This is a genomic window from Synechococcus sp. N26 (assembly GCF_900473975.1).
Taxonomy (GTDB): Bacteria; Cyanobacteriota; Cyanobacteriia; order PCC-6307; family Cyanobiaceae; genus Parasynechococcus.
The window spans coordinates 159,484-180,791 of record NZ_UCNM01000007.1 but is presented as its reverse complement, the minus strand read 5'-3'; the positions used below and the strand labels follow the sequence as shown (position 1 = coordinate 180,791).

At 55.8% G+C, this 21,308-nt stretch carries 25 protein-coding genes and 1 pseudogene; 9 read left to right on the top strand and 17 right to left on the bottom strand.

Annotated features, from left to right (window positions below; translation table 11 throughout):
• Positions 1-37: 37 nt before the first annotated feature.
• Genes DXY33_RS05560 through purS form a run of 3 tightly spaced genes read right to left on the bottom strand, consistent with a single transcriptional unit; the run spans position 38 to position 1,892 of the window.
• Positions 38-991, bottom strand: a complete 954-nt coding sequence (locus DXY33_RS05560; RefSeq protein ID WP_115132077.1) for an LD-carboxypeptidase — start codon at positions 989-991, stop codon at positions 38-40.
• The gene (gene purQ, locus DXY33_RS05555; protein ID WP_114987919.1) at positions 991-1,641 is read right to left on the bottom strand and encodes a phosphoribosylformylglycinamidine synthase subunit PurQ; all 651 of its coding nucleotides are present in this window, start codon (positions 1,639-1,641) and stop codon (positions 991-993) included. Before purQ ends, DXY33_RS05560 begins: the two co-directional genes overlap by 1 nt.
• A complete protein-coding gene (gene purS / locus DXY33_RS05550; RefSeq protein ID WP_011364806.1) occupies positions 1,638-1,892 on the bottom strand; it encodes a phosphoribosylformylglycinamidine synthase subunit PurS in 255 nt (84 codons plus the stop codon). The genes purQ and purS overlap by 4 nt, the downstream gene beginning before the upstream one ends.
• Positions 1,893-1,947: 55 nt before the next feature.
• Here purS and DXY33_RS05545 point away from each other — a divergent pair, with 55 nt between their 5' ends.
• Both DXY33_RS05545 and DXY33_RS05540 read left to right on the top strand, forming a co-directional pair.
• Positions 1,948-2,352, top strand: a complete 405-nt coding sequence (locus DXY33_RS05545; protein ID WP_115132076.1) for a hypothetical protein — start codon at positions 1,948-1,950, stop codon at positions 2,350-2,352.
• 38 nt (positions 2,353-2,390) lie between these two features.
• A complete protein-coding gene (locus tag DXY33_RS05540; protein WP_115132075.1) occupies positions 2,391-2,705 on the top strand; it encodes a Tat pathway signal protein in 315 nt (104 codons plus the stop codon).
• Here the strand turns inward: DXY33_RS05540 and DXY33_RS05535 are convergent.
• The 3 genes from DXY33_RS05535 to DXY33_RS05525 all read right to left on the bottom strand — a co-directional run bounded on the left by DXY33_RS05535 (position 2,666) and on the right by DXY33_RS05525 (position 4,694).
• Positions 2,666-3,691, bottom strand: coding sequence for a mechanosensitive ion channel family protein (locus DXY33_RS05535; RefSeq protein ID WP_115132074.1), 1,026 nt, complete (start codon positions 3,689-3,691; stop codon positions 2,666-2,668). The two genes, DXY33_RS05540 and DXY33_RS05535, sit on opposite strands and share 40 nt — an antisense overlap.
• Before the next feature lie 65 nt (positions 3,692-3,756).
• Positions 3,757-4,374 carry a DUF938 domain-containing protein gene (locus DXY33_RS05530; protein WP_115132073.1) on the bottom strand — a complete coding sequence of 206 codons (618 nt, stop codon included), beginning with the start codon at positions 4,372-4,374 and terminating at the stop codon, positions 3,757-3,759.
• A 2-nt stretch (positions 4,375-4,376) separates the two neighbouring features.
• Complete coding sequence (locus tag DXY33_RS05525) at positions 4,377-4,694, bottom strand: metalloregulator ArsR/SmtB family transcription factor (protein WP_115009405.1); 318 nt, start codon at positions 4,692-4,694, stop codon at positions 4,377-4,379.
• Positions 4,695-4,754: 60 nt separating this feature from the next.
• Between DXY33_RS05525 and DXY33_RS05520 the strand changes: the two genes are divergently transcribed.
• The 3 genes from DXY33_RS05520 to DXY33_RS05510 all read left to right on the top strand — a co-directional run bounded on the left by DXY33_RS05520 (position 4,755) and on the right by DXY33_RS05510 (position 7,332).
• Positions 4,755-5,777, top strand: a complete 1,023-nt coding sequence (locus DXY33_RS05520; protein ID WP_115132072.1) for an ArsJ-associated glyceraldehyde-3-phosphate dehydrogenase — start codon at positions 4,755-4,757, stop codon at positions 5,775-5,777.
• A complete protein-coding gene (gene arsJ / locus DXY33_RS05515) occupies positions 5,774-7,021 on the top strand; it encodes an organoarsenical effux MFS transporter ArsJ (RefSeq protein WP_115132071.1) in 1,248 nt (415 codons plus the stop codon). The genes DXY33_RS05520 and arsJ overlap by 4 nt, the downstream gene beginning before the upstream one ends.
• Before the next feature lie 89 nt (positions 7,022-7,110).
• A complete protein-coding gene (locus DXY33_RS05510; RefSeq protein ID WP_041435027.1) occupies positions 7,111-7,332 on the top strand; it encodes a hypothetical protein in 222 nt (73 codons plus the stop codon).
• A gap of 166 nt (positions 7,333-7,498) precedes the next feature.
• On the opposite strand, the gene DXY33_RS05505 is transcribed toward DXY33_RS05510, so the two are convergent.
• From DXY33_RS05505 to DXY33_RS05485, 5 genes and pseudogenes are all read right to left on the bottom strand, one after another.
• Positions 7,499-7,711: a hypothetical protein gene (locus tag DXY33_RS05505; RefSeq protein ID WP_011364797.1), complete on the bottom strand. Its 213-nt coding sequence runs from the start codon at positions 7,709-7,711 to the stop codon at positions 7,499-7,501.
• 206 nt (positions 7,712-7,917) lie between these two features.
• Positions 7,918-8,837, bottom strand: a pseudogene (ppk2, locus tag DXY33_RS05500) (polyphosphate kinase 2).
• Positions 8,838-8,955: 118 nt separating this feature from the next.
• The gene (locus DXY33_RS05495; protein ID WP_115009402.1) at positions 8,956-9,324 is read right to left on the bottom strand and encodes a hypothetical protein; all 369 of its coding nucleotides are present in this window, start codon (positions 9,322-9,324) and stop codon (positions 8,956-8,958) included.
• Between the two features lie 59 nt (positions 9,325-9,383).
• The gene (locus DXY33_RS05490) at positions 9,384-9,998 is read right to left on the bottom strand and encodes a DUF4335 domain-containing protein (RefSeq protein ID WP_115132070.1); all 615 of its coding nucleotides are present in this window, start codon (positions 9,996-9,998) and stop codon (positions 9,384-9,386) included.
• Between the two features lie 7 nt (positions 9,999-10,005).
• Entirely contained in the window at positions 10,006-10,554 is a 549-nt protein-coding gene (locus tag DXY33_RS05485; RefSeq protein ID WP_115132069.1) for a DUF3038 domain-containing protein, read from the bottom strand.
• A 237-nt stretch (positions 10,555-10,791) separates the two neighbouring features.
• Here DXY33_RS05485 and DXY33_RS05480 point away from each other — a divergent pair, with 237 nt between their 5' ends.
• The 3 genes from DXY33_RS05480 (at position 10,792) to DXY33_RS05465 (ending at position 13,534) form a co-directional block, all read left to right on the top strand.
• Positions 10,792-11,211: a hypothetical protein gene (locus DXY33_RS05480; protein WP_136975429.1), complete on the top strand. Its 420-nt coding sequence runs from the start codon at positions 10,792-10,794 to the stop codon at positions 11,209-11,211.
• Positions 11,212-11,258: 47 nt separating this feature from the next.
• Entirely contained in the window at positions 11,259-11,858 is a 600-nt protein-coding gene (locus tag DXY33_RS05475) for a hypothetical protein (RefSeq protein ID WP_206749600.1), read from the top strand.
• A 980-nt stretch (positions 11,859-12,838) separates the two neighbouring features.
• Positions 12,839-13,534, top strand: coding sequence for a ParA family protein (locus DXY33_RS05465; RefSeq protein ID WP_115132065.1), 696 nt, complete (start codon positions 12,839-12,841; stop codon positions 13,532-13,534).
• A gap of 77 nt (positions 13,535-13,611) precedes the next feature.
• Here the strand turns inward: DXY33_RS05465 and DXY33_RS05460 are convergent, their stop codons facing one another.
• From DXY33_RS05460 to DXY33_RS11985, 4 genes are all read right to left on the bottom strand, one after another.
• Positions 13,612-14,067 carry a cupin domain-containing protein gene (locus DXY33_RS05460; protein ID WP_115132249.1) on the bottom strand — a complete coding sequence of 152 codons (456 nt, stop codon included), beginning with the start codon at positions 14,065-14,067 and terminating at the stop codon, positions 13,612-13,614.
• A 1,346-nt stretch (positions 14,068-15,413) separates the two neighbouring features.
• Positions 15,414-15,656 carry a hypothetical protein gene (locus DXY33_RS05450; RefSeq protein WP_136975428.1) on the bottom strand — a complete coding sequence of 81 codons (243 nt, stop codon included), beginning with the start codon at positions 15,654-15,656 and terminating at the stop codon, positions 15,414-15,416.
• A 722-nt stretch (positions 15,657-16,378) separates the two neighbouring features.
• Entirely contained in the window at positions 16,379-16,720 is a 342-nt protein-coding gene (locus tag DXY33_RS05445) for a hypothetical protein (protein ID WP_115132062.1), read from the bottom strand.
• A 112-nt stretch (positions 16,721-16,832) separates the two neighbouring features.
• Complete coding sequence (locus DXY33_RS11985; RefSeq protein WP_136975427.1) at positions 16,833-17,369, bottom strand: hypothetical protein; 537 nt, start codon at positions 17,367-17,369, stop codon at positions 16,833-16,835.
• A gap of 1,994 nt (positions 17,370-19,363) precedes the next feature.
• On the opposite strand from DXY33_RS11985, the gene DXY33_RS05435 reads away from it, so the two are divergent.
• The gene (locus DXY33_RS05435; RefSeq protein ID WP_170950972.1) at positions 19,364-19,918 is read left to right on the top strand and encodes an adenine phosphoribosyltransferase; all 555 of its coding nucleotides are present in this window, start codon (positions 19,364-19,366) and stop codon (positions 19,916-19,918) included.
• On the opposite strand, the gene DXY33_RS05430 is transcribed toward DXY33_RS05435, so the two are convergent.
• Together DXY33_RS05430 and DXY33_RS05425 are read right to left on the bottom strand one after the other, a co-directional pair.
• Positions 19,909-20,121: a DUF2949 domain-containing protein gene (locus DXY33_RS05430; protein WP_115010222.1), complete on the bottom strand. Its 213-nt coding sequence runs from the start codon at positions 20,119-20,121 to the stop codon at positions 19,909-19,911. The two genes, DXY33_RS05435 and DXY33_RS05430, sit on opposite strands and share 10 nt — an antisense overlap.
• A gap of 20 nt (positions 20,122-20,141) precedes the next feature.
• Positions 20,142-21,287 carry an FAD-dependent monooxygenase gene (locus DXY33_RS05425; protein WP_115132060.1) on the bottom strand — a complete coding sequence of 382 codons (1,146 nt, stop codon included), beginning with the start codon at positions 21,285-21,287 and terminating at the stop codon, positions 20,142-20,144.
• Positions 21,288-21,308: the final 21 nt, after the last annotated feature.

The window sequence follows — 21,308 nt, the reverse complement described above, 5'->3', positions numbered from 1 at the left end:
GTTGGGCTGCTCGATCGTGAGCAGCGTCACGCTTTGATCAGGCCATCAGGCTGAGCAGGCCGTGGTTGCCGTCCAGCTGTGCCTGCGCTCCCAGGGGCAAGGCCTGGTTGGGCCGTCCATGGCCCAGCGGCAGATTCAGCACCAGCGGAATGCCCAGATCGCCCAGGCGTTCCTCCAGGATCTCGTCCATCGTGAAATCGCCGGGAAGGATGTCGTCTTCAGCCCAGCTGAAGCGGCCGCAGGCCACCCCTGCCAACTGCTGCAACAGGCCTGCGCTGCGCCACTGGGTCAGCATCCGATCAACCCGGTAGGGCGCTTCGCCCACGTCTTCCAGCACCAGGATGGCCCCCTTCAGGGAGGGAAGCCAGGGCGTGCCGATCAGGTTGGTCGCCACGGTCAGGTTGGTGACCACCAAGGGTCCGCGGGCGATCCCCTGCCGTCGTGGCTCGCCCAGCAGGGGCGCCACCGGACGCCCGCAGAGCAAGTCCACCGTGCGTTGCCATTGCGTCTCTGTGCCGCCGCTGGATCCATGGATGGCCCCCGGCAGGCCAGCAGCCCACTGGGCCAGCAGCAGGGAGCTGGTGTCGGAGAACCCCAGGCTCCATTTGGGATGGCGCGGAAAACGAAAACCGGCTTCGAGCACGCGGGCGGCCCCCCAGCCCCCGCCAAGGGTCATCACGGCATCCACAGTTGGATCGTTCCAGGCTGACCTCAGATCCTCAACCCGTTCCTGGTCGGTTCCCGAGAAATAGCGCCATTGACGGGTGACGGCCGCGGGAATCTCCAGGTGCCACTGCTGTTGATCGCAGCGTTCGCGCAAGGCTTGGAGATCTGTGTCCGGATCCATCCAGGTGCCGGGATTCACGGCGCGGATGCGTGATCCAGGCTTCAAGGGTTTCAGCCTGCGCTGGGCCGCCATGGCCCTGGGGGAGAGCAGGGCCGTGATGATCGTGGATGCTCCTGAGATCAGCAGCGTCCGGCGGGTTGGCATCAGCCCAGCAGGGCTTCCAGCATGCGGCGGCCGTCGGTTCCTCCCGTGGCCGGATCACAGGCACGCTCGGGGTGGGGCATCAGGCCAAGAACGCTGCCGCTGGCATTGGTGATGCCTGCGATGTCGGACACCGACCCGTTGGGGTTGTTGCCGTAGCTCAGGGCGATGGCGTCGTCGTCCTGAAGTTGCTTGAGCGTGTCATCGCTGCACTGGTAGCGGCCTTCACCGTGGGCGATCGGCAGGGTCAGGGCCCCATCGTTGTACCCCTGCATCCAGGCCGTGCGCTGGCTCACCACCTTGAGGGGTGCGTCTTCACAGATGAAGTGCAGATCGCGGTTCCTGGTGAGGGCGCCGGGGAGCAGGCCCAGTTCCGTGAGCACCTGAAATCCGTTGCAGATACCGAGCACGCGACCGCCCTTGGCTGCAAAGTCGATCAAGGACTGCAGGGCTGGTGCGAAGCGGGCAATGGCGCCGCAACGCAGGTAGTCGCCGTAGCTGAAACCGCCCGGCAGAACGATGGCGTCAAAGCCGCTCAGGTCTGTCTCCTCATGCCAGACCCGACGCGTGCTCATACCAAGGCAACCCTCGGTTGCCCATTGCACATCCCGGTCGCAGTTGGAGCCGGGAAAAACGATGACCCCGATGCTCATGACTGCTCCAGCTCCAGGCTCCAGTCTTCGATCACCGGGTTGGCCAGCAAGCGATCACTGAGCAGTTCCAACCTGCGGCGGGCCTCGGCCTCATCAGGAGCCTCAAGCTCCATTTCCACGGCTTTACCGATCCGCAGCTTGCTGAGGCCTTCCACCCCAAGTCGTTCAGCGGCACCACGCGCGGCTTCTCCGGCTGGATCGAGTACGGAGGGGCGCAGACGCACGAGGACGCGGGCTTGAAAACGCGGCACGATCAGCAACTGGTCTGATCAAATCCTGACAGACACCAAACCCTGAAGAGATCCGGTGCGCCTCAACGGCGTGACCATCGCACGGCCCCATGGTGAAAAGGAGGCCTTTCGCCAGCGTGCTGCCGAGTCTGTGTCTGTGTTTCGCATTCAGCTCTGGACCGCGGCTCTGCTGCTGATGGGCAGCTCTGCAGCTGGGGGCTCAGCAGCAGCGGCTTCGATGCGCTGCCGGATCGCGCAGCAGGCCTGGAGTCCCTGTCGGATGGTGGCCGCCAGTCCTGGAGAGCGCTGGCTGTTGACCTGGAATCAGCAGCGCGTCGAATTTGTCCATGACGGCAGCGGCCAGATGATGATGCGGGTTGGTGAGGGCGAGGACTGGCGGGAGGTGCAGCCCTTCTGGACGGCGGACCACAGCCTCTGCTGGGGTTCTGTTTGTGCCACGGGTGACGTTCCGTTGGAGTGAAACCGGGGTGATAGATCTGGATTGAGGGCAGATTCCCCATGGCAGTTTTTTCTCTCCCTTGTTCCAGCTGTGGAACACCCGTTGAGATTCCGGGTCGTTACGGCTTCAAGTTGAAGAGTGCAGGCGTCACCAACACGGTGTGCACCCGCTGCCGGCAGGGGACATTTCTGGCATCTCGACGCGACAACCTCTCCAGCCAGATCGCCCTTGCTTCCAGTCCTGATCGTCGTCGCCTGATCCCCTTTACCGCTGCTGTGGCGGCCTTGGCCCTGTTGATCGGTGGTGTTGTTTGGCGCTCTGCTGTGCCCACGGCTCAGGAGGCTTTGCCGGCGAGTGAGTCTCCCTCCAAATAGAGCGTCCTGCTTGGGAAGGCAAAGTCGATGCCTGCTTGGGCGAAGGCCTCCATGATTCCGAGGTTGATGGCTTGCTGTTCGTTCAGAGCGACCGTGAAATCGCGCGTATCGATGTAATAAACCAGTTCAAAATTCAAACTTGAATCAGCAAATTCGGTGAAGTGGCAGCGGTTGAAGGTGCTGTGGGCCTGAGCGTCGATCACGGCCTGAACCATCGTGGGGATTGCCTTCATCTGCTCGAGCGATGTGCTGTAGGTGACGCCAATCGAATAGATCATCCGGCGTTGCGCCATTTCAGCGAAATTGAGGATGGTGGAGCCTGTAAGGGTTGAGTTGCTCATCACCACCTGTTCGCCGCGCAGGCTGCGCAGATGGGTGGAGCGAACACCGATGCGTTCCACCGTTGCTGAGGTGGAGCCCACCGTGATGAATTGCCCAACGGTGAAAGGCTTGTCCAGAAGAATCATTAGGTAGGCGAACAATTCCTGGGCCGGTTCTTTCAGGGCCAAGCCAATGCCGATGCCGCCGGCACTAAGCAAACCCCAGATCACTGTCATCTTCACGCCCAGACTCTGCAGCAACACCAAGGTGCCGATCGCCCACACCACTGTTTTCAGCAGAGGGAGCAGGCTTTGGAGGAGTTGTTGAAGATCATCCGCGCCTGCACGGCGCACCAATCCGAAAAGGAATCGCGCTCCGATTCGGTTGACCAACCGAATCAGAATGATCGTGCCAACAATGCGCAGCGATGTGTCGTAGGCCCTGGCAATGTTGTTGGGCAAGCCCAAATCATCCTGAGCAAGGATCAGCGTGACCACCAAGCCGAAAGGCACCACCGAAGCGGCGAAGGCATTGAGCACAAAGTCGTCGAAGTCGGTTTTGCTTCGCTTGGTGAACCGAGGAAAAACTGTCTTACAAAGGAACGCCAGGCTCAAGGTGATGGCTGAACCGATCAGCAGCTTCGCTAGGAAATCAGTCAGATCCATCGCTCACACCGGAGATACCGCGTGATTGTCGGTGGCCTTCCAGACGCTGGCAAGCGAGATGGGGCTCAAGCGCGCTGAAACACCAAAGTCAGATTGTTGGCGGGCATGGAGACCACGTTTTCGGTGTTGAAGCCAGCCTTGGCGGCGATGGCTTTTACGTGATTCAGCTCCCGCAATCCCCATTGGTGGTTGCGTTCTCTCAGGGATTGGTCGAAGGCGGCATTGCTTGCACTGGTGTGAGCACCATTGCGCCTGAATGGGCCATAAATGATCAAGTGGGCGCCGCTGGGCAGCAACAGGGCTGATTCCTCGAGCACGGCATCCGTGCAGCTGGCTGGGCTGATGTGCAGCAGGTTGATGCACACAACAGCCTTCACGGTCCCTTGGAGGTTCTGGGGCAGGGGCCAGGGGCGGTGTTCAACATCGAGGTTGAGGGCTGCTGGCATCACCTGGCTCAGACCCTGGTGCTGGATCCAGGCGTTGATGCTGGCGCGATGGTCTGGATCCGGATCGCTGGCCTGCCAGTGCAGATGTGGAAAGCGCTGCTGAAAGCAGACGGCGTGCTCACCACTGCCGCTGGCCAGTTCCAGCACGGCTCCTGAGCCAGGCAAGAGCTGCTTCAGCAGATCTCCGATGGGGCCGCGGTTGCGTTCCGTGGCCGGGAAGAAAAGCCGTTGGTCCATCGTCAGCTCGGGCAGGGGGCAGCGCTCTGGCTGCAGTGGAGGCGTAGGTCGGCCAGCCAGGCTTCCAGGGCTGCCAGGGCGTCCGGTTGCAGGCGGTAGTAGATCCATCGGCCGCTCTGCCGATCCGTCAGCAGTCCCGCCTCTCGCAGCACCCTGAGATGGAACGAGAGCTTCGACTGGGAGAGGTTGAGCTCACCGGTGAGGTCACAGACGCATCGTTCCCCCTGTGCCAGCGCATGGATCACGTCGAGACGGATCGGGTCGGCCAGTGCTTTGAGCAGCTGCCTCGACTGCTCCCTGTTGAGGGTGTTCTGGATCACAAGAGCAGTGTCCCCCGCTCTGTTTGGATCAACATAATTTGATTGATCAAAGGAGCTGGTATGCGGATCGGCATCAATGGCTTTGGAAGGATTGGTCGCCTGGTGTTCCGGGCCCTCTGGGGACGGCCCGGCATCGAACTGGTGCATGTCAATGATCCCGCTGGCGATGCAGCAACGGCGGCCCACCTGCTGGAGTTCGATTCTGTGCATGGTCGCTGGGATCGAGGCATCACCAGCAGTGCTGATGGATTCAGCGTGGAGGGATCCGCCCTCACCTGGTCCAGCGAGAAGGACCCCACCGCCGTGCCTTGGAGCGATCGGGGGGTGGAGATGGTGCTTGAAGCCAGCGGCAAGATCAAAACGCCGGAGACGCTCAATCCCTATTTCGATCAGCTGGGCCTCAAACGGGTGGTGGTTGCCTGTCCCGTGAAGGGTGTGGTTTCCGGTGAGGACGCGCTCAACATCGTTTACGGGATCAATCACCACCTCTATGAACCGGCGCGCCACAAGTTGGTGACGGCCGCCTCCTGCACCACCAACTGCCTGGCGCCTGTGGTGAAGGTGGTGCACGAGAGCTTCGGCATCGAGCACGGCCTGATCACCACCATTCACGACATCACCAACACCCAGGTGCCGATCGATTCGTTCAAAAGCGACCTGCGCCGGGCGCGCTCCGGGCTCAGCTCACTCATTCCCACCACCACCGGCTCGGCCAAGGCGATTGCGATGATTTTCCCTGAGCTGAAGGGCAAGCTCAACGGTCATGCCGTTCGTGTTCCCCTGCTGAATGGATCGCTCACCGATGCGGTGTTCGAGCTCAAGCAGAGCGTCACGGTGGAGCAGGTGAATGCTGCGTTCAAAGCTGCTGCGGAAGGGCCTCTGAAGGGAATCCTGGGTTACGAGGAACGCCCGTTGGTGTCCTGCGATTACACCAACGACAACCGCAGCTCGATTGTCGATGCTCTCTCGACGATGGTTGTCGATGGCAACCAGGTGAAGGTGTTTGCCTGGTACGACAACGAATGGGGCTACAGCTGCCGCATGGCCGATCTCACCTGCCACGTGGTTGGTCTGGACGGATGAAGCTCTCCCCTCTGCAGCAATACGGCATCGTCACCGCCAACTACTGGGCCTTCACGCTCACCGATGGAGCCCTGCGGATGTTGGTGGTGTTCCACTTCCATCAACTCGGCTACACCACCCTCGAGATCGCCTTCCTGTTTCTCTTTTATGAGCTGTTTGGGGTGCTCACCAACCTCTACGGCGGTTGGATCGGTGCCCGCTATGGGCTTCGGCTCACCCTCTGGGTGGGAACGCTGCTGCAGATTCTTGCGTTGTTGATGCTGATGCCCGTCGCCGCAAGTTGGCCGAAACTGTTGAGCGTGATCTATGTGATGACCGCTCAGGCCATCAGCGGCATCGCCAAAGATCTCAACAAGATGAGCGCCAAGAGTGCCATCAAGACGGTGGTTTCGGAAACGCCGGAGGATCAGCAGCAGGGGCAGCAGCAGCTGTTCAAGTGGGTGGCGATCCTCACGGGATCCAAGAACGCCCTCAAGGGTGTGGGCTTCTTCCTCGGTGGGGTGCTGCTCACCGCCTTTGGCTTCAATGCTGCCGTGGGCTGGATGGCGGCAGGTTTGGCCCTGGCCTTCCTGCTCACGCTGGTGCTGCCCGGGGAGATCGGAAAGATGAAGTCCAAGCCGGCCTTTTCGTCGCTGTTCTCCAAATCCCAGGGCATCAACGTGCTGTCCCTGGCGCGCTTCTTTCTGTTTGGTGCCCGGGATGTTTGGTTCGTGGTGGCCTTGCCCGTGTTCCTTGAGGCCTCCCTGGGCTGGAGTTTCTGGGAGATCGGTGGCTTCCTTGGTCTCTGGGTGATTGGCTACGGCATTGTTCAGGGATCAGCGCCTGGTCTGAGACGGCTCTGGGGGCAGACCACATCCCCGGGAGCATCTGCTGTGCAGTTCTGGATTGCTCTGCTCACCGCCATTCCCGCCCTGATCGCGGTGGCGCTGTGGCGCCAGGTGGATGTGGCGGTCGCTATCACCGCAGGCCTAGCCGCCTTTGGGGTGGTGTTCGCGATGAATTCGTCGATCCACTCCTACATGGTGCTGGCTTACACCGATGAGGAGAGCGTCAGCCTCAATGTGGGCTTCTATTACATGGCCAATGCGGCCGGACGCTTGGTGGGCACGTTGCTCTCGGGAGCAGTGTTCATGCTCGGCCGAACCGAAGCCGCGGGCATGCAGGCCTGCCTTTGGGTTTCATCCCTGCTGGTGTTGTTGTCTTGGTTCAGCAGCCTCAGATTGCCGGTTGTGGCCAAACTCTGAATTTCTGCTGAATATCGCTGCGTTGGTATGGGATCAGACACCCGCAAGCAGAGATTTTCTGCTGAATGGATTAAATCGCTTCTGATCCCATGCGAGACGAGCCTGGCAGCCCCGATTGTCGTTTGGTGATCGATGCCAAGCGATCCCTGGAGGATGTGTTGCGTTTGATCGCTGATCTGCCCCATACCGACCACATGCGGCGGCAGCTCTTGTCGGTGTACAACCAGCTGGAGGGCATGCACGACCTGAAACGTAGTGGTGGTGCCAATGTGTCGTTTCGTTCCGCCGATTGGAGTTCGTCGGCGAAGTGATCCGGTCGACACCGATAAGGTCAGGTGTCGCCTTTCGCTGTCCTGAGAGATGTTTGAAAACGACCGACGTCCGGCTTGGCTGAACTGGGTCTTCCTGGGGATGTTCCTCTGGTCGTCGTGGCAGCTGTTTGGGTTCTGGTCCCAGAGGCTGAGTGGTTGAAGGGCCTTAGACCAACACGCCGGTCAGACGCAGCGTTCCCCACAGGTCGAAGACGCAGAAAATCAGTCCGATCACGATGATGTCCCAGGCTTTGTGGCGGATGGCCCAGGGGGCAAGGAACAACTCCGCAATCCCATGCAGTGCCGTTCCAATGGTGATGTGCTCCAGCACCAGCAGACCATGGGCCACCAGGAACAGTGCGCTGGCGATACACCGCATTAGGACTTGCCAGGAACCGAGCAAAGCCTGCAGAACTGGATGGCCGATCACCTTAAAGCGTGCTGCTGTGTGACCTCAAGCCAAGCGAGGTGGTTTTTTGCGGGTCGGCTAGCTTTTACTTGAGTAAGTGAACGTAAAAATAATTATTTTTCGCATGAAAAAGGGCTGCTTGATTAAAGCAGGCCAAGCTAATAGTTGACCTGAACTTATTGCTTTTCTCTTTTGCGCACTGTTTTCTCAGTCCTTGTTGGATAGTTGTTAGGTACAAAGAATTGCTCGTTGAAAGGAGGCCGTTTGTAGCTTCCTTGCTTCGGGCGCTTCGGCATCTTGATGGGTGGCGGTGTCATGTCTTCATAGGGCACCTTGCTGAGAATGTGGCGCAGGCAATTCAATCGGCCGCGGCGCTTGTCATTGGCCTCCACGGTGAACCATGGGGCCTCCGGGATATGCGTCTTGGCAAACATGGTGTCCTTCGCTTTCGAGTACTCCACCCAGCGGTTGCGCGACTCGATGTCCATCGGACTCATCTTCCAGCGACGCTCTTCGTTATCAATGCGTTCCTGGAAACGTTTTTCCTGTTCGTCATCGTTGATGGAGAACCAGTATTTGAGTAACAGGATTCCGTCCTGCACCAGCATTTGCTCAAGCTGTGGGCACGACACATAAAACTGCTCCACTTGTTCGCGTGTCGCGAAGCCCATCACCTTTTCCACGCCGGCCCGGTTGTACCAGCTTCGATCAAAGACTACGATTTCTCCGGCACTGGGAAAATGCTCCACATAGCGTTGGAAATACCACTGGCTTTTCTGATGCTCTGAAGGCGTGCCCAAGGCCACCACCCGGCATCCCCTGGGGTTCAAGGGCTCCGTCAGCCGTTTAATCGATCCTCCCTTGCCTGCGGCGTCCCGCCCTTCGAACAGGATGATCATGCGAAAGCCGGTGACTTTCACCCAGTACTGCATCTTCACCAGTTCCGTCTGGAGTTTGGCCAGCTCTTTTCGTAGACCTTTTTGTTCAGCCGTTTGTGCTTGTTGGAGCAACCCTCCTGCAGCTCCACCATGATTTCCTGCGGTTGGTCGACGTCGCCATCGCTGTAGTGATCGATGGCCTCGAGGACGGCTGTCATGTCGTGGTCGACGGGCTGGCTAATGCTTTCGGTGGATCGCCAGTTCAGTTCTGCCAGCGCTGCAATCTGCGGGGTCGATCTGGTCCGATTTTTTGCGGAATGTCTGGTGCTTTCGGCTTCAGCGCCTGCCTTGAATAGGGGGCGACAACACCAGTCGGATGATGCGAATCAACCTCCAGAGCGCACCAAGCAAGAGGATGCCCGCCAGAAGTGCGATAGCAGCGATCAGCACGATGGCGGCGAGCCCGAGCATGGCTTCCAGCAGTTGCTGAACGCCGCCGATCAGGTCATCAATGGCCTTGCTCAGCAGCAGCATGATGTCCACCTGCTGGGGCAGCTGATTCAGCAGCACTGCAATCCCTGCGGCAGCAGCCAGCATCAGGACAACAACCGTCAACTGACGCAGGACGGGGCCATAGGGGAAGCGACGACGGGGGCGGAAGACCCGTCGTTGATCGCGTGTACTGCTTCGGCGCGCCTTCCTCATGGCATCGGTGTGATCAGGGTGCCGTCACTGCGGCGATTCTGAAGCGTGTTTCCTGCACGTCAACGGTCGGACTGCGTTTCAGGCTTGTCCACCGGTGCCGGTGCTGGCGATGTCTCCTTGGTTTCCTGAGGCAGAGGAACAAGCCAGGCGGTGGCGATGGTGCATGCCAGAGCAACCCCGGCCAGAAGGGGTGGTCCGAGGCGTTTCTGGAGAGGAATGCGATCGACGATCTCCTGACGCTTCAACGGGCGGTCCTCGGGGAACGTCCAGGTCACCTTGACCCGGTTGTCGAGACGCAAGCGATCGAGGCAACGCACCAGATCGGCCAGTTCGGCGTCATCGAGCTTGAGCTGCAACGGCTCGACGCCCTCTCGGCTGCTGCGCAGTTCCAGCCGATGGTTGGCTTGATCCGGCGCGATGCTCACAAAACCGCCTTCCAGGCCAAAGCGGCGCTGCACGCCGGACAAGCGATGCCTGGCGTAGGGCATCACCGCTGCCATCAGAGCCTCGAGATGATCCCGGGTTCCTTCCAGTTCCGGTGCTCCGATCAACTGCAGCCGCCAGGACGACAGGATGCCGATCGCCTCATTGGACTGTCCGGCGGAGAGGTCGGGAAAGCCTTCCACCACCAGCCGTGCTGCGGTCTGTTCGTATTGGTATGTCGTTTTCAACATGGTCGGCCTAGGGCGTGGGGTCGAGCAGGGTTGCGCGGAGTCGATCGATTCCACCTGGGCCTGCGCAGAACGCCAGGGTGCTGATCAGCTGGCGGTGCAAAGGGCCCGCCGGCTCCATGGTGAGCAGGCGAACAACGGCTTCCCGGCGCGGATTCATTCGCTCTTCGATGAGGTCCCGCAGGCGCTCGTGGAACAACTGCCAACGCTGTTGGGTGAGCTGTTCCGGTTCGCGGCTCGAGAGGAGTTGGTGGAGCATGGGGTAGAGCCGATCTGCCATGGCACACACCAGACAGATCAGTGATTCGGCATCCACCGGTTCGAGCTGGTCCCGCCGGGTGGTGCGCCGAAGCGGGTTATGACAGCGCCGCTTCCAGAGTTCAACCCGGTTGGGGAATTGCGCCTGGAGACCCATCTGCTGGCTGGTCCAGACCATCGCCTCGCCACCATTGAGATCCAAAGCCTCAATGGTCAGCATCAATAGGTCGAGACGCTCGACGCCCCTCCGGCTGAGACGCGCGCCGTCAGTGGGTGCGCTGGGGGCTGGAGCTTCAGTCATGGCTGCGATGACAATGAAGTCAGGCTGTGACTGACTGCTACTAGGGTTTTACGACTCTCTCGCAGTTCTCTGTCGCAGAACTCTCGCAGTACTGAAACCATGGGGAGACCGAGGAAGCCGATCCAGCAAAGGTCGAACGGAGTGTATTGCGTTCAGCTCCATCTGGGAGGCAAGCGTGTCATGTGTTCTTTGGGGACCAGAGACATTGAGGTTGCTCACCGTCGAGCTGCCCAAGCGATGGCAGAACTGGAGGCAGCTCACAAGGCCAAAGAGGAGGGTGAGACGAGGTGGCGAGATGCCGAGGAGTTCAGCAGTCTTCTCGAACTCTCTGATGTCCTTGATCCTCAAACCACTGCTGAGCAATACACGGGCAAGCGGGCTCAAGACGACGGATCCGGAGCATTTCTGGACAAGAACACTGAGGCACTCGCTCAAGTCCTGCTCAAGAGGGAGGTGCCAGCTACTTGGAACGATCTCATCCGAGAGGTCGAACGCATCCGCAGAAGGAAGAACTTGTCTCCTTTCTCCGCCAGCTGGCACCGAAATGTGGGTATTGCCATCAAGCAGTGTCCATTCGAGCTCGCTGAAGCAACCCCAGCCCAGAAGCGATCAGGGAGTGGATCGATCAAATGCAGGATTCAGGCCTCACTGGTCTGACCATCAACAGCAAGTGCTCATTGTTGTCGGGGCTGGTTGCTAAGTGCATGAAGTCAGGCCTGCTTCGGGGGCTGACCATGAACCCTTTCGATGCCGCGGACTACAGCGCTGGGGAGGCAAACCACATCTACACAGCAATTGAACGGGATTACCGGGATCTGTCTTTACTCCTGCCAAAGCTTCTCAATAGGCAGCTCATCCCTGTCCTGATTCAGGTCTATTGCTGTACGCGCATCAGCGAGGTCAGGAATCGGAGGCGTGAAGACTTCGATTTGGAGCTTGGCACGATGCAAGTTGCTGTAGGCACAGCGAAGAACAAATCCTCTGTCAGAACTATTCCGTTGCCGCCAAAGGTATTGGAGCCTTTGAAGCAGTTTCCTTTTGAAAAGGGTTGGGGTACAGCGTCTCAAATCAACATCAGGCTCAAAAGCATCAACCCTGAGCTAACGACTCACAGCTTTAGGCATGGCCTCACAGACTTGGGTAGGAGTAATCAAGTGGACCCAGCTCACATCGAAGCGCTGCTTGGTCACAGGCTGTCGATTAGTCAGATGTCCAATGTTTACGGACAGGGATATGACCCAGAGGTTTTGCGAAAGGCTATTTCTTCTACATGGAAAAAGATTGATTCGTGGTTGCATATTTGAGTCAGCAAGATTCTGAATCGCAAGATGCCGATGAAACTCCCGGATCTTGCTGAAACAGGCCTAGAAGCTCTTCTAAGGTCTCTCTTTCTAGTCAAATGATCAATCCATCACGCAGCACCTATCTCTCGCTGTAGGCTCTCCTGAGGGCCTCTGGGTAATCGGACACTGTAACGGGGGGAATGGCTCAGTGCTTTCCACCATCATCAAAGAAAAGATTATTAAAAAACTCGTGGATTGGAATCCACGTAAAAGAAATGGGTGACTCTGAATACCTTCGGGAGTAAGTCGTTATCCGCGTTGTCAGACGCCAGGGAGAACAAGCCTTCAGGCAGCTTGTAGTAGCATCCGTTATCTGATCCCGTCAGCGTGACGCCCTAACACAGCGGCACCACCATGAACTCAAGTGAAATCGTCCTCTATGGAGTATTCATTTGATTCGTGTTTGCGGAGTGAGTGCTACAGGCGGAGCCTGCGGCAACACCTCCCAAACCGAATCTAAGTGAATACTTAACTAGGCACTTGTGTTGTTGATCAAATATTGATATGTGTTTCGATGGTCATCTATCAGCAAGGTGATGACAGAAGAGAGAGATGTGGTGATCAGCGCTTTGGGTGCATAGCTGGATAGGGTCCGCAGATCTTTAGCCCTGCTTAGCCGTGATCAAGACCCGATCCTTTTGAAGGCTTGGAAAGTTATCACATGGCGGTGGCGGCTTCAGCTGGCGCTCAACGCGCCTTTTGGACTCCTGTGGGTGGCAGATAAGACCAACCCAGCTGTGCACGCCTTTGACATGTCAGTGCTCGCAGCACTTTATGCCGAGTGGCTGGCTCCAATGATGGGTATTGCTTGAGTGGCTAACCCCAAGAGAAAAGGGGCCCTGAAGCTGGGAGACACTTACAGGGTTGAAGCGGTAACCACCCAAGTATTGCCTTTCAGAAAAAAAACGCGATCCTGCTGCTAAGTCATTAGCTGCTGCCTGATGTTCATCACTGTTTTTGGTCAGAAAGGTGGTGTCGCCAAAACATGTAGCAGCGTTCACCTTGCAGCTAGCTGGAGCCAGCAGCAAAAACGGGTCGTCCTTGTTGATGCCGACCGCAACAGATCGGCCACTGCCTATGGAGCTAGAGGACTCTTGCCCTGCCCAATTGTGCCAATTGAAGCAGCAGCAAAAGCCACTCGGTCAGCAGAGATTGTTGTTACGGATGGTCAAGCGAGCAGCAACGAGGAAGAGATGAAGAATTTGGTAGAGGGTGCTGACTTCATTTTGCTGCCCACTACTACACAAAGTAGATCAATCGAATTGACAATTGAGATGGCGCAGATGATAAACAAATACAAGATCCCATATGCTGCACTTCTTGTAAAAGTTGACTCACGCAAAGAGGCTGCAGCTGAAAACGCTAAAGAATGTCTTGAAGGATTCGACATCAAGGTTCTCAACGTACAAATTCCCTTGTTAAGTGCATTTGAACAAGCAGAGACAGAAGGAGTCACTGTTGATCAAGCGATTGACAAACGCGGGCGTGCGAATCCACGCCGAATGGCTGGATGGTCCGCTTATTGCGCGGCCTGCAAAGAAATCGAAGATCTATACGAAGAGCACAAAAAACTCAATCCAATTCAGTCACCGATTGGATGGGACTTTACTCCCATGGAACAGCGTGTTTCAGCATGAGGACATCTGGAAACTAAAATCTGATGGGTATTAATTCTGGGTTCAGCTAGCATTCCAATCATTTCATGATGGTGAATTCAGTTAAGGAACACTGTTGTTGGCATGTCTTCAGCAGATGTTACCGTTACCCAAAGGATAGTCGGCTTGTTGCCGACATTTTCACTGTAATGAGGCGTGTCAACTCCTTTTAAAAAGGCTTGACCGGGCTTGAAAATAGTTTTGATTTCGCTTCCATCGGACATCACTCGAGTATTCATCAATGAGCCGGAGTTCACTCCTTGCACATAAACCATCATTGGAGCTGGATGCTTGTGCAGCGGAATCTTTCCACCAACTGGAATTTCAACTCGATAAAGACGCATTTCGGCCTTGCCATCAGGGTATTTGAGAAAAGCTTCCTCAATCGTTTTAGATGCCATGAAAATCTCATTAATTACAGGCTTCGCTGAAGTAACTCCAGGCTCAGTCGGTTTGTTCGAACTGCAAGCAGACACAAGCAAAGAGATTATCCCAAGTGCAATTACGCGCTTCATGTGAACGGCCTTTAGAGGGGGTTCTGTGATTCTGACCATGTTTAGCAATAAGACCACACCCTGTAATCAAGAAGAATGGGAACTGTCTCCTGTCTTGTTGGTAGTGCAAATTTCTAACTCGATTTCAACGCTGAACTGTCTTCCCTCTAATAGGCATCAGTGATGATCGCAGCCATTTCAGGCGTTGACGCGGAGCAACACCGGCCCAAGCCTTGATATGGCGATGCCGCTTTCGCGATCAACCGACGTACCCCTCGCAATAGCCCGAATTTGTCAGCGCAGAGTTGGCTCGGGGTCTTGAATTGATCCTTAAGGGCCAAAATACGTGACACAGATGTTGCTACCACTAACGGGCCAGCCTTTCTTCTGTTGTACTCGCCCTATACGCCTGGAGAGCCCAATCGGTTTAGCGTGCAGATGAAAGTCACTTCCGAGCAGTGGGTCAAGGAGCTTTCTCTCGCTACTGAGTTGACGGCATATCTCACTGCCCGCACCAAGTCGAAGGCAAAGATGTGCACATACAGAGTAGTGGACACTGCCACAGATGATGTGGTGTCGACCGTTCGGTGTGGCAGGACCTTGATTCAATAGGCCAGCATCCGGCTTTTGGGCAATCTTGACGATTGCCGACCACACTTGGCCGATTTTCAGTTGTGCCGCCAGGTGTTGATCTCGTCAGTTGCTCCTCCTTGAGTGGGCTACTTGTCGACACCATCGCAAATGTCAGGGCTCCTATTCAGAACCGATTGATAGATTAAATACAGAGCCCCGACGACTATTGCCGTAATTGCAGCTGTAGCTCCCAGCTGGATTAATGCCAGGTAAAGAATGAAGTCCCCAACCATTTGCTCTCCTTGCCTGCTCTCTATCAATAGACGCAAACCTCACCTGTCAGGGCAGTTAGAACCTAACTTCACACTCAGAGTTCACAGAAATATCTGAAGCCCATTTACGGAGGACCTTTGATGCTGCATCCCCATGCCCCCTTTTGCCGTTCTGCGCCGCTTAACTTTTCGCTTAACTTTTGTACAACTTAGTCGTGATTTTACCCCAGAACCCAGTCATAACTCTGTGTTTGCAACGCTTTAGTCCTTGATAAACCGTATGCCTGTTCTGTTTCCGTAGCAATTTATGTGACAGGTCATTGAAGAACATAGCCACGAAAGTACTGCTCGCAGTTGATTTTTACCCCTTAGGGAGGCCAGGTCATCTTCTTGAAAGTCTCTGGATTCGCTTGGGGCTATGCCGCAGGAGTCCAGCCCACGTCCTGCTTCTAAATTGGCGTGATGTCTTGTCTGTGCGGTTGGGTCAGGGGTTGCCGAATGCCTGAATGGATTGATGTTTGATCAGTAGACGATGGGCTTACGACCGGATCTGCAGCTTAGGCGAGCAATCGCCAGCGAGGTGTTGATGTCGTTATCGCCGCCTGCACCTCTAAAACTGTAGGAGAACTGGGCAGATTGTCTATCGCCATGCTCCCCCATCAGTTCTTCCATCAAGCATTCTTTGAAAGCCACTTTCTTCTCCAAATAGTCCACTAGTAAAAGAGTTGGTATAGCGATCACTGCGCCTAACGCAGCTCGGGTCAACAGTGTGGTTGCTCTATTTGTATCCATGAACCCATTGTGCATTCATCCATCCTCAGTAGCCCAGCCCATCGGCTTCTGCTGCGTAGACACTCAGATCTCAGACTCTCGAAACGATTTGGGCAGAAGGTGATGTGGCAATCTACGGAGCTCTTGAATTGCTTGCATGGATTACAAGGAGTTTTGCCTCACCTGTCTCGTCACGTTGGCGGCCATTAACACGGTGCTGAATTTGCGTTCACAACGACGGCGCTGAGCCCTTAGATCAGCTTTGAACGTCCCAGCAGGTATCCAACAACGAGGCCAGTTGCGGCCCCTTGGAATTGCCAAAGCTGTTTCCTGTATCGCCAACCAGCTCTATCCAAAGCAACACCAGCCCAGATGGATATCGCAACAATCAAAAGCAGGAGGAGGTTTTTCATTTGCGCTCTAGCTGAATTCCCACGTCACGATGACAGCTATGGCGGCTAAGAGAAGGAAAACCAACCAGTTCCCACCAGCTCCAAAAGCGAACATTGCCGCGATGAGCACTGCACTAACAGCAACCTTAAGGCGTTCATCCATTTGCAAGACGCTCACACTTCAATTTCAGTCTTCTCGTCAGTCTTCTGAGATCGCTCTGTAGAGGTCTGCTTCCTGTTTTGACCTCTAAGGCTCGCTTGTTACACCATACGGCTTGAAAACTTCCAAGCCCCAACCCAGCCAGTAGGAATAGAGGACTCACTTTAGTAGCAACCCATGGCTTCATAGTCGGCCAGTACCCGATCAATGCGTGGGGCATATTTCTCGATAACTTCCTCTCGAGTTATTTCTCCGTCTGCTTCGTAGTTAGCCATCCTGATGTTCATGCAGTTTAGGATCTCGTTGTTAACGAAATTTTTCATGCATATAGCCTGAGTTTTCTCCATTGCTGGGAGAATGATTGCGTTTTGAGCTGCTAGTGCCTCGGCATCCATCGCAGATTTCAGGCGTGCAGCAGCCCTTTGTATTGCTTCGCATTGGACATAGTCTATTGCCTGAGCACTAGGCATTAGGCACAGAACCGAAATAAGGAGCATCTTCTTCACTTAGAATGCCCTGGAGTACAACGAGTTTGGCTAGCCAGCTGCCATTTGTCACTATCACTTGCAGTTTTTGTCAAGAACTGACTTGACCTTAAAGCAATGCTTATGGTTTCTTTTACCTCTCCCCAGGAGATAGCGCTTGGCAATACAGATCGAACGCTTCCATTACGATATCTGGTTTGCTCTCTAGTAGATAAGCTTCTTTCTCTGACTTTCTGTTGCCTCTTATTTTTGTTGATGAGTCAAGTGCTGAGTCTCTGAATCCTCCAAGTGTATCGCTTCCACTTAGATTAAATAGTGTCCAGTCCTTTGAGCCTTTGCACCATTGGGCAGCATGAACAGCCTCGTGCGTCAGTGTTGTGCTCAGTTGCTTCTTCGCATCATCAAACTTGTCTCTTCCGGAAATATCACCAAGCCTTGGATCTTCTAGGAGATTATCTACACATAGATAAATTGCTCTATATCTAGAGATAAAATATCCTCTCATTAGATAGTTTGTTTTGCATGTCGGAGGGTTGGCTATTATAAGGAATTGTTTTTTTATCAAGAGGTCGTGTAGGGGTCTAGTCCTTTTGTTTATGTATCGGCGATAATCTGCTGCCTGCGTACTAAGGCCTGATGTAAGAAGGATTAGTAAAACAAAGATATGCATCGTTCGCCAGCTTTTGACGCATCTGACTCCCTCTTGCGAAAGTCGAGGATTTTTGTCAGTTTCTAGCATCAGTAAGAAGCAAAGACCAGGAATTTTGAATTAATGGGAAAACGCGATTGTGAAATAGTGAATCCCACGCCTAGGGGTATGGGTATTTGCTTGGGAAAGACTTACTCATCATGTTCTTGCTTGAAGGGGGATTGTTAGCATTTTTTGGACGGGCTTTGTTGTCATGGTAAAGCGGGCAGCGATACTTCTTTGATCTTTTCATGGCTTTCGGCGACAACAGAGCGTCCGTCGGGTGCGACCAGCACAATTGAATTGACCGATGGAGGTATCCCAATTACCTCCCAGCCAGGTGGGCCTCCCTGGAATCGGAATTCATAGCCGCCTGCATCTCTTTTTGTCAGACAGGGGTTGTTTGTTGGATTTAGATACATGCATCGAGCTGGGTGATAGATGCGCAATCCCCCATTAGATGCTGTAGCCGCCCCGCGAGCGAGGTTTATGGCGCGTTTTGACGCTGTTGGAACCAACTCCCTGGCTTCAGTCCGCACCATTGCTGGCATTGTGTGAGCGGTTACTAACAAGGTGCCGATCAGGAGAAATCGCTTCACTTGTGCGTAGTTCAGCAACTACCCCATTTTGCGAAAGCCTTTCAGCTTTGGCAACAGTGCTCCAGGTGCTGATCGTCTCTTGTGAGAGTGGAAAGGCGAATTTGGTAAGTACAACAGCTCGCTATCTTCGCTATTGCGCGTCTCTTTTGTTTATTTTCTTTCGGCTTCAATAGATGTGCAGCATGTATAGATGGGGAAAACTTCTCCAGCTCTGTCTCCTTCGGTAATTGTTTCATTCCCTATGTGCATGCAGCCAGGCTTGCGAGACAGCGACTTTGCGACTTTCTTGATATCTTGGGCTTTCTCGTCGCTTAAATAAGTATCCTTGCAGATTGCTGGATATTTGATTTCACCGCTCATCGCGAAAAGAAGTGATGTGAGTGCTATGAGTGGAGTCATTAATTGTTATCGACTAGGTGAATCTCTCGCAAGTGACAAGCATGCGGAGTGACTAAATATACATAATCGCTTGGTTCACCCCGGCGCTGTTTGATTGCTGGTCAAATCACCTCCTCCCTTTTGCGCTGGCCTCTCGTTGTTTTTGACTAATCCATCAACCAATCCAGATCATCGTCCCAGGCTTTGTCTCTTCCGCTATGTGGCCTGCGTTTTCGCGGTTTAACTGGTTCAACCAGTAGGAGTGGCGGAGGTGGCAAGAGCGGTGGGACTTGTATCTCCTTGCTTCTTGCTCGATATGGGATGACCGGTATGCGTATGGGTTCTGCAGCTTGTATCGGGACTGAACTCGTAACCAAGATTCCCAGTAATGCATCTCGTATGAGTCGTCCGAAAAACGACTCTTGTTTTCGATTGCATCGTTGAAGTGCTGGCTGTGCTCTCAGAAACATGTACTACGCACAATTGCCTCGCAGGAGTTTGTCATTAACTACTGCTATTGCTCCATTTCCTGCGGACGTCTGCTTTGCGCTGGCGCTTGTTGCTCACCCCCACCCTCTGCGTGTGCAAACGCAGTCCGTGCACTTTGCCATACATATGTACTAGTACAGCCAGCTGAGTTTAGGCGGCTTAAACAGCCTGATGAAAACAGCATCCTTCTGCAGGCCTTTCTGACGGCAGGTGCATCTTGATCCTGCAGGCCGAGAGGGGGCTGCAGCAGGGAGTCGAGGACTACTTGGCCTCCTTCCGCGCCAATGGGGAGCCGAGGTCCATTGGGACTCTTCCCCATATCTTTCAAAAACCAGCGGAAATATCTGAAGCCCATTTAGGGATGGCCTTGGATGCTCCATCCCCCATGCCCCCCTTTTGTCGCTCTGCTGTCGTTTAACTGTCGTAGAACCCTGTCGCACTACTCCGCTGGGATTCAGCCACAACACAGTGTTTGCAACGCTTTAGGCCTTGACAAACCTCATGGCTGCGATGATGCCAGGGGCACCGCCATTCCGTCCCCTGGATTTGGATCTTCAGTCGCACATTCGCTCAATTTCAGACTTTCCCAAGCCTGGAATTCTGTTTCGAGACATCAATCCGCTGCTGCGGTCGCCCGAGGCCATAGCTGAGGTGATCCGACAGCTGGGTGAGTTCTGCGACCAGGTGAAGCCTGATCTGATCGTGGGGATCGAGTCCCGCGGCTTCATTTTTGGAGCACCCCTTGCCAGCGACCGACGGCTTGGCTTCGTGCCTGTGCGCAAGCCCGGAAAGCTCCCCGGTGAGGTGGTGGGTGTCGACTACGCCCTGGAGTACGGCACTGATCGGCTGGAGATTCAATCCGATGCTTTTGAGAATTCACCCCGTGTTCTGGTGGTGGACGATCTGCTGGCCACCGGTGGAACGGCTTCGGCGACGGGACAACTGGTGGAGCAGGCCGGCGGTTGCTTGGTGGGCTTTGCCTTTGTGATCGAGCTGGAGGGGCTCGGAGGCCGTCAGGCCTTGCCCGCGGGTCAACCCGTTGAAGCGTTGTTGCGCTACGGCTGACTGTTCTGCCAGTCGAAGACGTCTTCCAACTGCTGCAAACTCAACAACCCGAAGCTCCACAGCACGATCGGGAGTGGGGCTTGTTCCAGTTCCGCCTGGCGTTGCCCCAGTTCCAGGGCGCTGGGACTCAACCCCAAACGCCGCTGAAGAAATTGCAGCAAGGCGTCTGTTGCTGGGGGTTGCCGCTGGCTGGACATCACCATGGTCGCGACCCGCGCTTGGCTCAGTTTGGCAAGGCCCGCCAGAGCTGCATGGGGCCGTCACTCATGGCCCGCAGGCTGAGTTGGCGAAGCCCAGGGAACTGTTTCAGCAGCAGCAGGGCCAAGCGCCGCAGGGGAAGCAACAGCGGTTGGCGGTTGGAGAACACCCGCACCAGAAGATCCGTCGCCACACCCACCTGGATCACATCGAGCCAGCGGCTCATCCCGTAGCGCCGAGCAATTGTTACTGCGCTGCCGCCCTGCTCCACGGCGCGCAACAAACCTTCCACATCACGCCAGCAGAGATTGAGCCCCTGGCCACCCACTGGATGGCAGCGGTGGCCCGATTCGCCGATCAGCACGCCCCGTCCGCAATGGAAGCGGCGAGCCAGGAGCCATTGTTGTGGGAAGGCTCGGGGTTGATCCAGAAGGAAATCCGGTTCAATCCCCTTCGGCAGAACAGCGGCCAGCTGATCGAGAAAGGCACTGCGCTGCAGCGTGCTGCGCTGCTGGCAACGCTGCCAGGGTGCACTCCACACCACCTGGAACGTGCTCTGCCCCAAGGGCAGAACGGCGAGAGGGCCTTCCGGGCGAAACAACTCGCAGGCCCTGTCGTGGGGGAGTCCCCGCAGGGCAACTTTCGCGGTGAGGCAGCCCTGGCGATAGCGCATGCCCCAGTGACGGATGCCCCAGGCCTCCCGTGTGGGGGAGCTCGGTCCGTCAGCCGCCACGATCAGGGCGTCAGCGCTTGGATCAGGGCATGGTTTGGCCAGGTGCATGGCCACGTTGCCATTGGCCTCCAGCCGGGCCAGCAACAACTTCATCAAGGGCCGGTGATCGAGGATCCAGCCGATGCCGTCATGGTGTCGATTGGCTGATGCCAGGTCGTCCTCGCTGAAGAGAACGCGGGCGTTGGTGGCCCCATCCCGCAAATCAAGCTCGCGGAAAGGCACCAAGGCATCGCGCAGGTCGTGCCATAGGCCCAGGTTTGTCAACAACCTGCGGCTGGAATGGGTGACGGCGTACGCCCGACTTCTGGCTTGCAGTTCCGATGCCGTCAGCGGGTCAAACAGAACAACGCGCTGACCACGGAGGCCGAGGGCAAGAGCTGTGAGAGCGCCGGTGGGACCAGCGCCCAAAACATGAATCTCTGGAGGGGATGGAGCCATTCAGGGAGTCTGGCCAGCCAT

Excerpts from the sequence above, each read along its gene's own strand:
- DXY33_RS05560 (WP_115132077.1), bottom strand. The coding sequence starts at position 991 with ATGCCAACCCGCCGGACGCTGCTGATCTCAGGAGCATCCACGATCATC.
- purQ (WP_114987919.1), bottom strand. The coding sequence starts at position 1,641 with ATGAGCATCGGGGTCATCGTTTTTCCCGGCTCCAACTGCGACCGGGAT.
- DXY33_RS05540 (WP_115132075.1), top strand. The coding sequence starts at position 2,391 with ATGGCAGTTTTTTCTCTCCCTTGTTCCAGCTGTGGAACACCCGTTGAG.
- DXY33_RS05535 (WP_115132074.1), bottom strand. The coding sequence starts at position 3,691 with ATGGATCTGACTGATTTCCTAGCGAAGCTGCTGATCGGTTCAGCCATC.
- DXY33_RS05530 (WP_115132073.1), bottom strand. The coding sequence starts at position 4,374 with ATGGACCAACGGCTTTTCTTCCCGGCCACGGAACGCAACCGCGGCCCC.
- DXY33_RS05520 (WP_115132072.1), top strand. The coding sequence starts at position 4,755 with ATGCGGATCGGCATCAATGGCTTTGGAAGGATTGGTCGCCTGGTGTTC.
- arsJ (WP_115132071.1), top strand. The coding sequence starts at position 5,774 with ATGAAGCTCTCCCCTCTGCAGCAATACGGCATCGTCACCGCCAACTAC.
- DXY33_RS05510 (WP_041435027.1), top strand. The coding sequence starts at position 7,111 with ATGCGAGACGAGCCTGGCAGCCCCGATTGTCGTTTGGTGATCGATGCC.
- DXY33_RS05505 (WP_011364797.1), bottom strand. The coding sequence starts at position 7,711 with ATGCGGTGTATCGCCAGCGCACTGTTCCTGGTGGCCCATGGTCTGCTG.
- DXY33_RS05495 (WP_115009402.1), bottom strand. The coding sequence starts at position 9,324 with ATGAGGAAGGCGCGCCGAAGCAGTACACGCGATCAACGACGGGTCTTC.
- DXY33_RS05490 (WP_115132070.1), bottom strand. The coding sequence starts at position 9,998 with ATGTTGAAAACGACATACCAATACGAACAGACCGCAGCACGGCTGGTG.
- DXY33_RS05485 (WP_115132069.1), bottom strand. The coding sequence starts at position 10,554 with ATGACTGAAGCTCCAGCCCCCAGCGCACCCACTGACGGCGCGCGTCTC.
- DXY33_RS05480 (WP_136975429.1), top strand. The coding sequence starts at position 10,792 with ATGGCAGAACTGGAGGCAGCTCACAAGGCCAAAGAGGAGGGTGAGACG.
- DXY33_RS05475 (WP_206749600.1), top strand. The coding sequence starts at position 11,259 with ATGAAGTCAGGCCTGCTTCGGGGGCTGACCATGAACCCTTTCGATGCC.
- DXY33_RS05465 (WP_115132065.1), top strand. The coding sequence starts at position 12,839 with ATGTTCATCACTGTTTTTGGTCAGAAAGGTGGTGTCGCCAAAACATGT.
- DXY33_RS05460 (WP_115132249.1), bottom strand. The coding sequence starts at position 14,067 with ATGAAGCGCGTAATTGCACTTGGGATAATCTCTTTGCTTGTGTCTGCT.
- DXY33_RS11985 (WP_136975427.1), bottom strand. The coding sequence starts at position 17,369 with ATGCATATCTTTGTTTTACTAATCCTTCTTACATCAGGCCTTAGTACG.
- DXY33_RS05435 (WP_170950972.1), top strand. The coding sequence starts at position 19,364 with ATGATGCCAGGGGCACCGCCATTCCGTCCCCTGGATTTGGATCTTCAG.
- DXY33_RS05430 (WP_115010222.1), bottom strand. The coding sequence starts at position 20,121 with ATGGTGATGTCCAGCCAGCGGCAACCCCCAGCAACAGACGCCTTGCTG.
- DXY33_RS05425 (WP_115132060.1), bottom strand. The coding sequence starts at position 21,287 with ATGGCTCCATCCCCTCCAGAGATTCATGTTTTGGGCGCTGGTCCCACC.